At 57.2% G+C, this 14,296-nt stretch carries 11 protein-coding genes; all 11 read right to left on the bottom strand.

Annotated features, from left to right (window positions below; all coding sequences use genetic code 11):
- The coding region (locus SFX18_01195) for an ATP-dependent DNA ligase (protein MDX1961735.1) at positions 1-1,833 on the bottom strand (1,833 nt) is incomplete at its 3' end.
- A gap of 135 nt (positions 1,834-1,968) precedes the next feature.
- On the bottom strand, positions 1,969-5,517 hold the full coding sequence (locus SFX18_01190) for a c-type cytochrome (GenBank protein ID MDX1961734.1): 3,549 nt from the start codon (positions 5,515-5,517) through the stop codon (positions 1,969-1,971).
- A gap of 171 nt (positions 5,518-5,688) precedes the next feature.
- Positions 5,689-6,486: a segregation/condensation protein A gene (locus SFX18_01185; GenBank protein ID MDX1961733.1), complete on the bottom strand. Its 798-nt coding sequence runs from the start codon at positions 6,484-6,486 to the stop codon at positions 5,689-5,691.
- A gap of 143 nt (positions 6,487-6,629) precedes the next feature.
- Positions 6,630-7,187, bottom strand: coding sequence for a PH domain-containing protein (locus SFX18_01180; protein ID MDX1961732.1), 558 nt, complete (start codon positions 7,185-7,187; stop codon positions 6,630-6,632).
- A 106-nt stretch (positions 7,188-7,293) separates the two neighbouring features.
- Positions 7,294-8,109 (bottom strand): SDR family NAD(P)-dependent oxidoreductase, encoded by an 816-nt coding sequence (locus tag SFX18_01175; GenBank protein MDX1961731.1) that lies wholly within the window; start codon positions 8,107-8,109, stop codon positions 7,294-7,296.
- A 303-nt stretch (positions 8,110-8,412) separates the two neighbouring features.
- Entirely contained in the window at positions 8,413-8,670 is a 258-nt protein-coding gene (locus SFX18_01170; protein ID MDX1961730.1) for a hypothetical protein, read from the bottom strand.
- A 492-nt stretch (positions 8,671-9,162) separates the two neighbouring features.
- The gene (locus tag SFX18_01165) at positions 9,163-10,245 is read right to left on the bottom strand and encodes a DUF3500 domain-containing protein (protein MDX1961729.1); all 1,083 of its coding nucleotides are present in this window, start codon (positions 10,243-10,245) and stop codon (positions 9,163-9,165) included.
- 177 nt (positions 10,246-10,422) lie between these two features.
- Positions 10,423-11,304 (bottom strand): DNA-formamidopyrimidine glycosylase family protein, encoded by an 882-nt coding sequence (locus SFX18_01160; GenBank protein ID MDX1961728.1) that lies wholly within the window; start codon positions 11,302-11,304, stop codon positions 10,423-10,425.
- A 113-nt stretch (positions 11,305-11,417) separates the two neighbouring features.
- Positions 11,418-11,795, bottom strand: coding sequence for a hypothetical protein (locus SFX18_01155; protein MDX1961727.1), 378 nt, complete (start codon positions 11,793-11,795; stop codon positions 11,418-11,420).
- Between the two features lie 131 nt (positions 11,796-11,926).
- Entirely contained in the window at positions 11,927-12,547 is a 621-nt protein-coding gene (locus tag SFX18_01150; protein MDX1961726.1) for a hypothetical protein, read from the bottom strand.
- A 322-nt stretch (positions 12,548-12,869) separates the two neighbouring features.
- On the bottom strand, positions 12,870-14,237 hold the full coding sequence (locus SFX18_01145) for a PQQ-binding-like beta-propeller repeat protein (protein MDX1961725.1): 1,368 nt from the start codon (positions 14,235-14,237) through the stop codon (positions 12,870-12,872).
- Positions 14,238-14,296 lie beyond the last annotated feature (59 nt).

Here is a 14,296-nt window from a genome sequence, read left to right as displayed (position 1 = left end):
ATTCCCCTCCGCGCGTTGCGCTTGTTCATACAGCCGGACCAACGATTCCAGCGTATCCGCCTGGGAAGCAGTCTTGTCCGTCCGCCACCGCGCGATGCGCGGGAATCGCAACGCCCAGCCCGACCGGTGCCGCCCGCTGGGCTGAATCCCCTCAAAGTGCAGTTCAAATACCAACTCCGGCCGCACGCTGCGCACCGGTCCAAACCGGCCGGTGGTGTTGGCGCGCACAAATTCATCCACCTGGCGGATTTCTCCATCGGTCAGGCCCGAATACGCCTTGGCCATGCCGACTAATTCTTCCCCGTCCCACACGGCAAAGGTGTAGTCCGTGAACAGACTGGCCCGCTTGCCATGTCCCGGCTGGGCGGCGACCAGCACGCAGTCCAGTGACCAGGGATGGCATTTCCATTTCCACCAATCGCCGCGCGTCCGGCCCACGCTATACGGGGCGGCGCGCCGCTTGAGCATGAGACCCTCCGCCAATTCGCCGCGGGCCTGTTCGCGCAGGTTTTCCACGTCCAGCCACTGCTCGCCAGCTAGTACCGGCGATAACCGCCAGGGGAGTTCGGGCCTGCCTGGTCCAGCGGTTTTGTCCCCGATCTGAAGGGAAAGTTCCTCTAGTAGCGCGCGGCGCTCGGTCAGGGACCGCGCGCGAATATCGACGCCATTCCATTCCAGCAGATCATAAGCCATAAAGGCGACCGGTGCGGAGTGGAGCAGCTTGGGCGGGACGTTTTTGCGGGTGATGCGCTGCTGCAATAAGGCAAAAGGGAGCGGCCGCCCGCCGCGCCAGGCCAGCAGTTCGCCATCCAACACGGTCCCTTCCGGCAATAGTGCGCGCAGCGACGCTAATTCGGGAAAGCGATCCAAAATCGATTCTTCTCCCCGGGACCAGAGCAGCATTTCTCCCTGGCGAAACAGCAGTTGCGCGCGGATGCCGTCCCACTTCCATTCGATCTGCCATTCCTCCACCGGCCCCAGCGCGGCGGGGGGGTCGTCCAACTGCGACGCCAAAAAAAACGGATACGGCTGGCCCAGATCGGCGGCGGCCCCCGCGGGGGCGAGGAACGCCAAATAATCCTCAGCGGTGGGGCGCCAGCGGCGCAATAAACGGTGCGCCATCACCGCGGGAGGCAAATCCGCCACCTGCGCCAAGGCGCGGGCGACTAGTGTACGCGCCACTCCAATTCGAAATCCCCCCAGCAGCAGCTTATGCCACAAATAGCGATACGCCGGGGGCAAGATTTGCCAGGTTGCCAGGACCCGCGCTCTTAGCCGCGCCGGTGACAGTCCCGCCAGCGGCAGCACAAACCACCCGACCAGTTTCGCCAGGGAAAGCCGCTCATCGGCGAATAACTCGAGATCGGGATTGGCTGCGCCGGTCGCTAGCGGGCCCTCCCGGGAGGCTGCTTCCCCCGTGCCACCAGGATGGGCGGGATCAGTAAGAGCGGTGTTAAATAGCCAGCTTTGCACTTCCTCCGGGCCATGCAGCGCGGCTACCTGGGGCAACGCATCCACCGCCCCCCGTGCGGCGTCCACCATCGCTGGATCAAGCTGTTCTGGCAACAGCAATGCCAGCGTTTCCGACAAATCCCCCACCGCTTCGTAACATTCATTCACCAACCATTCCGGCAGGTTGGCGGCCTCTCCCCCCCACTGCCGCAACTGCGTGCGCGTGACCGCGCTGCGGGGGCGATTTCCCAACAAAAACCAAAGGGCCCAGGCGGCATCCTCAGCGGGAGCGGCGCGAAAGTAGTCGACCAGGGCCTGGACTTTTTGATTAGTCCGCGTGGTCTGGTCCAACGCTTGATAAAGCCGGGTAAATCGTTGCATACCGGCTGGAAACTAAGGGAGTGAGATGGGAGGTGGGTGGCGGGAGATGGGAGGTGGGTGGCGGAACTCTTGCGAGTTCCGCTACGGATGCATCAATTTTTAATTCGTAATTTGTAATTCGTAATTAACTTCCCCTCACTCCGTTTTCCAGCTTACCGGTTCGGTTGATTTCACCGCCAAGGCAAAACCGCCGGGGCCGTCTTCATTGACAACTTTAAGTAATATCACATTCCTTCCCCGGCGCAGCTTGACCGGTACGGTGTCCTGCTCGGGGGCCAGCGCCCGCGAACCGACAAATTTATGAATCTCCTCCCCATTGACCCAGACCTTGCAATGGTCGTCGCTGCTTACCAATAGTTCCACATTTTGATCAGTCAGGCTTTCGGCGTAAACCAGGGCATAATGGGTGTTCTTGGCCGGGGGACCACCATGTTTTTGCGAGTATTTGACCGTATCAATTCCCACAAAGCCCAATTCCCCGTCCGAAGTCACCACTTCCCAGCCTACCTCGCCCCCATTTGGCCCGCCGGCAAATTTGGCCCGCGGATCGGGATCGGCGGCGGTTTTTTCCAACGCGTGCGAAGTGTCAATGCCCACATCGCGTTTGGGCAAGGGCCCGAGAATGCGAAAACTGCCCGCCACGGTGGTCCCTTTGGTCAGGGTTTGCAAGTAGGCCAGCAGGTCCGCGGCGTCTTGGGCCGAGATATCCTTGAGCACCAGCTCCGGCATGAGTGAAATTTCTTGTTTGGCAAGTGTTTCCACCTCATTTTTGGGGATGCGAATTTGGTTCCCCTGCACATCCTTTAGCGTCACTTGCGAGTCGGCCCCCTCGACCAAAAAGCCCAGGTAGGTTTGCCCCTGGGTGGTTTCGAGCAGGTAGGGGACATATTCGTGGGATATCGCCTTGCTGGGCTGCAAGATCGTTTCCAATAGCGCGGCCCGCTCGTACTTTTTGCCGATCATGCTCAGGTCGGGGCCGATGGTGCTCCCCTGCCCCGCCACCATATGGCAATTCTTGCACTGCGCGGCGTTAGATTCCATAAAGATCCCCTGACCCCGACGGGCGTTGCCGGCGAGCTTGAGGATGTCTTCCGCCTTGATCGCATCCCCCAGTTTTTGCGAACGTTGGTCGGCGGGCAAATATCGCTCAAACAACAATCGCACATTGCTATCCGGGTGTTGCGCTGCCATGCCGATCACCTGGTCCCGCAATTCGGCGGCCAACGATTTTTCCTCGACGAGTTTAAGCAACGCCAATGCGCTCCCGGGCGAGGCAAATGCCAATTTCAGCATTTCCCCCCGTTCCGCGTCGGTGCCGGATTTTGCGGTCAGGGCATCGCGGATACTGGCGGAATCTTGAAGTTGAATCAGTGCGCGCAAAATAGGCAATCGCAACTCGGCGGGGGCCTTTTCACGCGCTGCGCGCAGCGTGGCGACCAAATTATCCGGCCGCAGATCCACTAGGATCGCCAGTGCGGCGGACTTTACTGCATTGGATGCGTCAGGGGAGCCAATTAATGCCAGGACCTCCCCGGCGGCATCGCGCCAGTTGGCTTTTTTGATCAATTCCAGTGCGGCGGCTTGTTCCAACCCCGTGCTGCGCAGCGCGGCTATTGCTTGCTGTTGCAATTCCCGCGACTCGCCAAATTTGCTCCAACCGGAATTGATATTAGCCGCCAGGGCCGCCCAAATTGCCGCTTTGACTTCGGCGGAGGTTTCGGATTTCTGAAGCAGGCCCACCATGCGTTGACCCAACGCGGCATCCTTGGCCGCGGCGCTAGAGAGTAGTAGCTGCCGCAACTCGGCGGCGGAAATTTTGCCATTGGCAATCCGCGAGGCAAATAACTCGCCAGCCCGCTCGGGGTGCAAAACTCCTAAAATATCCAACCCCTTGGCGGAGAGTTGCGGTTGTTGGGACAATAATTCCGCCACCGCGACGCGTTGATTGCCGCAGGCGGCGATCAGTGTTTCCAGGTAATAACGATCATCCGAATCGGCCTGGGCGATCAGGCCCGCCAGCATCGGCCCATACTTCCCTGCCGCGGCTTCGCTGTCCTTGCCCCGCAGCATCCGCCCAATGCCCAACAGCGCCTCGCGCCGGATGGAGGCTGGGGCTTTTTCATCGGTGGCGAATTTGGTCCAAAGGTCCGCATGCTGTTGGCCGTGACGGGCCAAGATTTTCACGGCCAAGGCTCGAAATTGCTCGTCAGTCGCATTCAATTGGGCGATGACTGCTTCTCGCCCGGCTCCGCTAATCCGATCCAACAGCCACAGGACACGGGCCCGCAGGTTGGGATCTTGCTGGGTGTCATTAAACAGGGCGACTAAGAGGGGGAGGGCATTTTTCCCTTCTGCCAATATTTTTTCGCGGGCCTGAAATTGCGTGTCGAGGTTGGGACTGGCCAGGGCTGCCAGCGCCTGCTCCGTCGTGGTGTAAGGCCCCGGAGGAACAGCGCTCGTCAGTTTTTTGCCTGTGGGGACCAAGCGAAAAATGCGGCCTTGGGTGGGATTGTTGTAGGCATGGCCCCCCACGCCGCCATCGTACCAATCGCTGATATACAACGAACCGTCCGGCGCGGCGCAAATATCATCCGGTCGAAAATAGTCGTCGCCTTGATTGGTCAAAAAGACCTCGCTGGTCGCGCGCGGGCCATAACCCGCCGGTTCATGCCGATAGAGGCGCACCACGCGGGGGCCGGGGTCGCAATGCAGGGGGGCGTTTTTGAACTTTGGTCCAAAGGCCTCTCCCTCGTAATAGCACATGCCGCACGGAGACCCAAACCCGGTCACCAGCGTGCCGGGGACATACCCTAGCTGATAACCGCGAAAATGCCAATGTTCACGATAGGGCGTTCCCGGCGGGACGCGTTGGTCCAGCTCTTGTTTGCCAAAGGGAGGACCGCCGAACCAGCCATAGTCCCCACCTTCCAAAATCCAGCAAATCCGCACGCTCTCGTTGCCATCGTTATCATTGTCGGAACAATACATCTCTCCAAAGGAACTGACACAGATCTCGTACGGGTTGCGAAAGTTGACCGCGACCATCTCTAACTGACTGCCGTCACCTTCCCCGCGAATCATCGCACCCCATTTATATTGAATCTGGCTGCCGTCGCTTCCCGTGGCGTTAAAGCCAGTGTCGCCATGGGCCATGTACCATTTGTGATCGGGGCCAAAGTACAAGCTATGCCCGACGTGGTCATGATTTTGATTGGAAAAACCCCGCACGAGGATTTGCGGCGGACCATCGGCCCGCAAGTCGCCATCCTTGTCGGTCCACATCAACAAATCTCCTTTGACAATCGAGTACACCTTGTCCCCGGCCACGCATAGGCTCATCGTGCCGGTCAGGCCCTCGGCAAAGATGGTTGCCTTGTCCGCCTGGCCATCCCCATCCGTATCTTCTAGAACCTTGATCTTATCACTGGGGGGATCTTTTAGACCGGAACGATACCATTGAATTTCCGCCGCCCAGACGCGCCCCCGGGAATCAACATCCAAGCACGAGGGATTGATAATTAGCGGTTCGGCGGCAAAAAGCTGGACCTCCTGGCCCGGAGCGGGACGGAGAGTGGCAAGTTGCTCGGTCGCTGGCTTTTGGGCGAAAAGCGTAGCCCCGCCGAAAATGGCACAGAATACTCCCAAAACGACGCTGACGCTGGCAATGAATCGAAATTTCCGCATAAATTTCCTAGGTAGGGGCCGAGTGTGGGTCAGCCGATACGGAGCGAGGGTTGGGCCAGAATTTTGCGGCTGGAAGTGCCGCCAAACCTTGATTATTTGCTTTGCGGACGGGGAACGCAACCATTATTTCCCCTTCCGGCAAAAGATAGAAGCGACGAAATGTCCGAGCACTTAGGTGCCGCTCATTTCCCCGTGCGGTCCATGCTCATAAGTCAGGATGGGGCCAAATTCCACACTGGGGGGCGCGGCCAGCAATTCCGCCGACGCAACCAGTTCGATCTCGCCAAAGAGTTGATCTTGCTCCACCTGAATGCGGTAATTTCGGACCAATTCTAGCACCGCCAAAAAAATCCCCACCAGGGCGGAGCGATGCAGGTCAGGCCGTAAAAACTCGCTAAATTTGACCCGCCGCCGTTCCCGCAAGACTGCGTGGATTTGGCCCATGTAGACATGAATGGGGGTTTCGTCATAGCGAATCCGCGACGTCGGCACCGTCGCCCGCTCGCGGAGGATGCGGCCAAACGCACTCACCAGATCCCATAGTTCCACACTGGCCAGGGGTTCATCCGCCGGATCAATAGGCCGGGTGGAATATTCCTCGGCCAGACGGGGATAATGCTGTTGCCACTCCCGCGCGCGGTCTTCCAGCAAGCACGCCGCGTCCTTGAACTTCTTGTATTCTAGCAGCCGTTGAACCAGTTCTCCCCGCGGATCGGGGAGCGGCTCTTCGACCTCGTCCCCCCGTGGCAGTACTTGCCTAGACTTGATCTCGATCAGTGTGCTGGCCACATCCAAAAAATCGCCCGCCTGATCGACGTGTAGTTCCCGCAGCACGGTCAAATAATCCAAAAACTGCTCGGTGATCGGCGCAATCGGAATCTCGGTGATCTCCACCTCGTGCTTGCGAACCAGATACAATAGCAAATCCATTGGCCCGCGAAAGATCGGCAATTCCACGCGAAAATTCATACTGGGGGAGAGCTCCTTCCGTACTCATCACGCTCCGTGTGATGGAACTGCCACAACGCTTTGCGACAGCATTCGGTTTTACCCGCTGTAAATGCACAATCCTCTGATGGAGTGAGATAATTTCAATTTGCGATTTCCCTACACTAATCCATGATTTTCTTTACGCCCACGTAGCCGTTGCGGGCCTTCATGATCGTTTGACGAAATGTCTCGGGTCGGCGGACACCCGCCAAACGAAATGTTTCGGTGTTTCCCTTGCGAAAGATTAAATCACCCGCCGGATACCAAGCCTGCCCCGGTTGCACGACCACTTCAATCGAGTCAAAGCGGTCCAAGTCAACATACTGCGTCGGCTGGGGGATCAATCCTTCCGCTATCAGCACCCGGCGATTCGTCAAAATATACCGTTGGACTGAGCCTTTAAGCGGCAAAAACGGCAGGCCCAGGATCGGCACTCCCGCCAAAAAATCGACCGCGAACTTGCCCAGAATCAGGGGTAAAACAATCGGGATGGACAACAGCGCGATTAAATTTCCCACGGTAAACACGCTCACGCCAAGATCAATGGCATACAGTTGACCCAAAAACCGGCCAATACCCGTGGCCGCGATCGACGGCCAGACCGTCATGATCGTGGTTTCCTTGAGCTCGGGAGGGCTAACACCGGCGATGGGCGAGGGAGGTTCCAGCACGGCGGGCATAGCGGCGAAATGTTAAAGGGGGTCGTACGGGGCTTAAAAACGTGCAAAAACAACGGTTTTTAGGGGAGATATAAACACAAAGGCTAACACAGACGGCTGGGATTGGCTAGGGCGGCCCACTGGTCATTTTGCCGATCAACCAGTCCCCCCAACGGGGCGCCAGGGCGGAAATCGCCATGAGTAACCGCGCCCGCCAGGGAAAAACCAGTTCCGGCTGTCGTTTTTCCACGCCTCGGACGATTTGCTCGGCCAGCCAGGCGGGATCCATGCCGGACAACTTTACCCCGGCTCCCGGTTTTGACGCCTGCGGGGGTAATCCCGCCCCCTGTTCCGCATAGCGCGCGCCGGCGTCATCGCGGCGAATCGGCCCCGGACAGACATGCAGCACCCGCACTCCCGTTGGTGCTAGTTCCAGCCGCATCTGCTGCGACAGCCCCGCCAGCGCATGTTTGGTGGCGCAGTATGCCCCTAGGTACCGCGCGGCCAGCTTTCCCGCCAGGCTGCCAATATTGACAATTGTCCCCTGGCTAACCGTTAACAGGGGCAACGCCCCCTGGCACATACGCACCACGCCTAACACGTTGAGCCGCCACAAACGTTCAAAATCCGCCAGCGGCGTCTGTGCGATTAGCCCTCGCTGCGAGGCCCCCGCGCAATTCACCAGCACATCAAGCTGGCCAAAATGCTGGTTAATTTGGGCAAAGAGCGACGCCACGCTGGCATCATCGGTCACATCCGCGGGAAGTATCAAGCAACGATCCGCCGAAAGGCCTAAACCGGCGGCGGCGGTAAACAATTGCTCGGGTTGACGGGCGACCAGCACCAAGCGCGCGCTCCGCTGGGCAAATTTACCGGCCAAATGCAGGCCCAAACCACGCGACGCGCCCGTTATCAAAACAACTCGCTGGGGCCAATCCTGCATACGAAAAAAATACCCGGGATGGTGGGGAAACTGTGTAAATTAACAGTTTAACAGAGTAACAGAATCCCCCCTGATCCTGAAACAAGGGGGTCGATAAATTCGCGGGAATTTTACTTAATGCTAGATTTTACTTAACAAAGGACGCGCACTCGGAAAGGAGCGGATTTGCCGCGCGCACAAGAAAGTAAATCCAAAAAAACTAATATGCAAGTAAATAACTGGCAATCATTTGCGGGATATTACCAAGAGCGAATATCAAAGATGTTCCCGGACCAATGTGGCGATTTAGCCACGCTGACAACCTTATCGGGGCTTTTTGGGATCAGCAGATTCCGCAGAATCGCCCGAATGTGGCATGCCCGGCAGAGCCACCGAAGCTTCTCCCCGGCGTGTACTTCCCCCCCGGGTCGGCAGAATCCAAAAACTGTAGCGCACCTCTAACTCGGCCAAGGAGCGTTCTAACTCGGCCTCTAATTTGGCAAAGGGGGCGGTTTCAAAAAACCGGTCGAAACCGTCATCCCAAGTAACATTCAGGGGCAAAACATGGGTTGTGGGGGACATTTTGGCCTCTTTTCTGTCGCCTATTCGCCCCGGCGGGGGGGTTGTTCCGTTGTGCTTCCTACGTTAGACAATTCTTGCCAGTTTGAGGTTCGGGAGTGGATTTACCGCAATTCAAGTTTTCGCGGATTATTGCGAAAAACGGAAAGGGACGGTTTGTAAGGGCCTGCCAAATGTGGTGAATACGGGGCGGGCTGATCTTTATTACTGCAAAGCGTATGCCGATGAGATTTGCGACAGATTCTATTACAAATCTACAGCATTATTCTGGAAAACGGAGGAAAAATTGGGATATTCCCCACGATTGCGGCAACTCGTGTAACTGATTTAACACGCGCGCAAAGTCTACCGCCGTTCTGGCAGATTCCTTCAAGAGCGGAGCGAAAACAAAAAGCCCGAATAGCGCGCAGCAGGGCCGACACGGGATAGACGACTTCCCGTATCGGCCAAAGAGCGCTTTAGATAAACGGCCCATGCCACTTAAAATGGCACAGCTTACGCATTCAGTTTGACGCTGGCGTCATCCGCCACGTTCACCCAGACATGCACGTGGGGCGTACCGCGAAAGTGCCATACAAACGATGGCCCTTCCAGCCGCCAGTTATCCCACACTTGGTCATTCCCCAGGTCTCCGGCCTGATAAAACGCCAGCGAACACCCCTCCAGGCCTCCCTGCGCTTTCAGGCAGGCCAAGACTTCATCCCGATCCCCTTGGCGATACGGTTCCAATAGCAGAGCCAACACTTTTTGCATTTCCGACTGCTGATCGGCGGACATCTCGGTCACGGGAATTCCCGGCAGGTCGTTCTTCTTGCCGCGGAAACCGACCGCTTGCTCGCGCGGCAAATTCGCGTCCGTCACCAAGGCCCCCTTGCGCTGCTTTTCATCCAGCATTTGATAGACCTTGTTCGCCGCTTGGGCTTGCGGCCAAAAGACATTCCCCGGATGGTCCGGCTTTTCATTAAAGCCGTCCGCCGCGTGGCCGTAAAAGATCGGCCCGCCAAAGGCGACATGCGAGGCCGAATTGCCATCGCACCGCAGCGTCATGTGGCGGCCGGTCATCACAAATTCAAACTTTTCCCCCGGAGCGCCAAAAATCGCAATGCTTTGCTCATTCCCAAAGCCCCCCGCGTCATCCTCTAACTGCTTGTCGATCTTCTTAACCCAATCGGGCTGGATCAACCCCTTAAAAATGTCCCGCACCAGTTGCCGCTGGTCCTTGGTATAAAAATCGTCGTTGATGTTCGGCTCGGTGATTTTCCAATTGTTCGAGACATACGTCCGCAACAGCCCCCGCTTGGCGTCTTGATAATCCCAATCAAAGCAAATCGTCTCTTTCTGCCCGGGAGAAAGCGACTCCATGAGCAGTTTGACCAGCGATTCCGGCGTGCTGGCGGCGGCGACGGCTTCTTTGGCCACGGCCCAATTAGGCAAGGCGGACACCCCCGCGGAAAAGGCGGCGACCGCCGCGGCGCTCGTTTGCAGAAATTTGCGGCGGGGAACAGTCAACTTGGGCGTGTTATTCTCCACAATTCCATTTTCGACTGTGCAATCGGGGCAGTTGGGCGAATGGGACATAAGAAAGCTCCTTTATGGGAAAACCAAGAAAGTTTTGCCACGCGACGAAAAAAATAGGCGTGATGCGCCTGATGGCAACAACAAACGGGGGCGGGGAAAGTGGCGGGTTAGACTCTTAGGCCGAAAACCAGTCACAAACTCATTAGAACGGTTGGGCCAGTCCCTTGCAATTAAATTTTAAGTCGATTTTACGCCCCGCGCTCGTTGGCAGCGGGGGCAAAAAAACGTCGCCCGCTGGGCCTGCACAATGCGGACCACCGCCGCTTTTTGGCAGGCGGGGCAAAGTTCCTTGTGACGGGCATACACCCGATGCTCGTTTTGGTAGCCGCCATCTTGGTTTAGCACATTGCGGTAGGTCCCATCCCCCAGGGTAGAGCCTTCGTAGCGGATCGCGGTCTCGAGCACTTCGACCAGGGCCGCATGCAGCCGCGACCAATCCCCCCCGCGCAGGCAATCACACGGCACCGCGGGATGGATTTTTGCCAGGTGCAGCATTTCCGACGCGTACAGGTTTCCCACGCCCGCCAACAGTTTTTGGTCCAAGAGCGCGACCTTGATCGGCCGGCTGGTCCCCTGCAACCGCGCGCGCAGTTCAACGGGACTTAGCTGCAAGGCGTCGGGGCCGATCCGCTGCGGGCCATAATACGCGGCAAACTGCGCCGGCGTGACCAACCGGAGCACGCCCAAGCCGCGGCGGTCCCAATACCAAAACGAGGTGGTTTTACCGCGTGGGCCTGAACGCTTGGACGAAGGGGGAACACACTCCCACCGCACGCGTAAGTGGTCGGCGGTGGGGGGATCGGCCAAGAGCAACAAGCCGGTCATGCGGGGTTCGATCACCAGGGCCAGTTCGTTGGCCAGGCGCAGAATGACGCGCTTTCCCAGGCGTTCGATGGCGATGATTTTTTGGCCTGTCTGGCTGCGGCAAAAATCGATTTGAGCGGGCGTGATGGTCAGCGGCCGGCGTTCACAGGGCAAAAGCCGCACCCGGCGAATTACTTGCCCGGTCAACGGCAGCAATCCGCGGCGCATGGTTTCAACTTCGGGCAGTTCGGGCACGGGTAGCCTGCATGATTGACAATAGTTTCATACACGGTTCTGTACTGTTATGAAATACAGAATTCATTTTGAACAGGAGGTAGCAGAGGCAGCGGAGGAATACTTGTTGCTTTTCACTCTCTGTTATCTCTGCTTCCTCCTGTAAATATGATACCCCGGATTTTACAAAAGTTAGCGAAGGGAACGAAGAGGTGGAATAGGGGAGCTATGTTGCCGGGGTCATAATAGTAAAAGACATAGTTGTCCTCGGCCCCCTGGGTGGCGGTCAGGCGGAACCGCGTGAGGCGGTTCCCCTCGGCGTCGTAGGTATATTCGTAAACCCCGTCGTCCCGCACCTGGTTGTTGTTGATGGTGCTGGCTCGGTAATAGGACGTGCCGACTCCCCGCTCGAACCGGTTGCCGTTCAGGTCGGTCTCGTAATGCTCGTCGGCGGGGACCGTCGCGCCCCCGCCCGCCGTGTAGTCCGCCTCGCGCAGTTGGTATGAAAACACGTTCCAGTGTGCGAGGCAAAAGAAGCCTATTGGAAGTTCCGGAAGCTTAGAAAGAACTGCTTCTTACCACTGCGCGGCCAAGGAATATGTTCCTTAGGTAAACGTTTAATAACCGGGGCTACCCCGCTAGCCTAAGACTGTCGCTGGTCAGATGTTATTGCAAGAAACTCCAATCCTGTACCGTTCTTGATTGCTTCGCGTAATCTATTCGTGAAATCTCTTTGGATTAGCATCCACTCCGGGCATGGTATAGCTTTTTCAAACTCGCTAAAGCTCGCTTCCGCCTGGTTGCACCATTCGATCGCTCGGTCATACTGGCCAACGTAAACACTCAGCGCGGCCACGCCATTGAGGTATCTACCGTTTGCACCTCGCTCTGCTTCTTCTTCAGCAAGCTGGAATACTTCGACGATTTCAAGCGGCATCCGCACATCGGGAACGATTTGTTCTTCAATGGCTCGCAACACCTTTGGCCACTTGGTTAAGTGCTGCCTGCGCTCAATGTTACGGTGTTTAACGTCAAGCATCTGTGGCAATACGAACGAACCACCATCTGGTGGGCCTGAGACTTCGACTCCACACATAAGTCGATACGCACCGTAGCTCAAATTCTGAAAGCCTATAACTTGCGTAATTGGGCCGCATGTTCTTGAAAGTGAGTAAGGTACGTCTGCTTCCCATTCTGGGAATGCGTCGCGATATACCTGGAAGTACTCCCTCAACTCATTTTTAGTTAGTGGTTTCATCGACATTAGGGGCGTACCTCAATGACCGGGTACCCAAGGAACTTGTTCCTGGGCCGCGCAGCGGCAAGAAGCATTTCTTCAAAAATTTCCATTATATCCAAGTAGGCTTCTTGTGCTACGCACACTGGAACAAGTTCCAGTGCTAGCCAATGGGCGATTAGCTGGGCTACCCGCTAGCGGAGGAATTCTGCTTACTATTTTCCCCCTCTGCTTTCTCTGCTCTCTCCTGTTAAATCAATATCCCGGATATTACAAAAGTTAACGAAGGGAACGAAGAGGGAGAAAGGGGAACATTCATAGTAGTATAATTTACTGAGCTATTGAAAGATTAAGTTTGGCCGGTAATCCGCGCCTTGCGCCGCCGCATGAGCATCCATGCGGCACCCGCTACAACAGTCGCAACGAACGAGGCAGGTTCGGGGATCGCCGTGTAGGCACGCACTCCGCTCGGATTGCTGATGACTAGCAGGTTATCGTCGAGCGCGATACTGCCCGTTACACCGGACGAGTTCCAAACGGACGTCCGCGTCAGCAGGTCAATCGCATGCACGCTGCCGCCGGCATTTACAAATGCGTACTGATTGCTTAGCACGACATTGCCCCACACCGCCCCCGGCGCGGTCCAGGTCCACAAGGTTCCGCCGGTCGATTGATCCACAATCCGCAGCGCGTTGCCGTCGGGCACGGCGATCTGACCGTCGGAAACGGCGGCGTTGCCACCAAAATTGCCTGTGATTTGCCAGTTGATCGTGCGGCTGACGATATCAAAACTCACTAGGGTCTTGCTATTGGCAAAAGCTGGATGATTATTGTACGTCAGCGCGAGCGCATCCCCCTGGCCGCCCAGGATTACGCTTTGCTCTTCTCCATAAAAGGTGCCGTTTGATTGTGGGTGCGGCACGGTTGCGTCGCGTACTCCCGTGGTACGATTCACAATAAAGAGCGACCCGACGCTGGGCCCGGGGCTGGCGCTCGCGGCCCCCATGTACACGTAGACATTGTTTTGGTCGGCGGCTGGAATCCAGCCATATTGCTGGTTCACCCCATGAAACCAAACGTGGGAGCCGTTCAAACCATAGGCGTCCAACCCGCCGAAATAGCCCCCCGCGGCGAAGACCCCGGTCCCCTCGATCGTTGGCCGGCTGCCGCTCGACCATTGACCGGAATGCGTCGTCCAAAATTGCTGGACGCCACTAGCTCTATCCAGCCCCACAAGCGCTGGGTAGTCCGTGGGAAAAGCTGATCCGCTGCTGCCGGAATGCCCAAAATGATGCACGTAGACAGTATCACCGGCCACTGAGGGGGCCGAGACGCCCGAATGCGAACTGCCGGGAATTGAGGCCTGCCACTCCGTCGCGCCCGTCAATCCGTCCAGGCGTTTGACCAAGTATGGACCAACGGGTCCGTAACCTTGCAGCATCGTGGCGTAAACGTCCCCAGCGACGATGGCCACGCTGCGATCGCCGGGTCCGGCCGAATAGGACGGGGCTGGGGAGAACCATTGCTGCGTCAAGCCGGGGGCATAGATATAACTATCGACGTAACCAGTGTGTGCGGCGTTCCCCTGAAATTGCTCCCAATCCGCTCGAACAACGGCGGAGTTGCAGATCCAGGTCAGACCAACAAACGCACTCCACAGGGCAGCGCGCAAAAAATTTGGGCTGCGCAAACAGAAACGGCATGATGTAATGCTCACGAGCGGTCCTCCCGGGTTATGCCAAAATTTTAGAAAATTGTTGCCCGCACACTGCGCGA

The sequence above is a fragment of the Pirellulales bacterium genome (assembly GCA_033762255.1).
In the GTDB taxonomy this organism is placed as follows: Bacteria; Planctomycetota; Planctomycetia; order Pirellulales; family JALHPA01; genus JANRLT01.
This window is presented reverse-complemented; position numbering and strand designations above follow the sequence as displayed.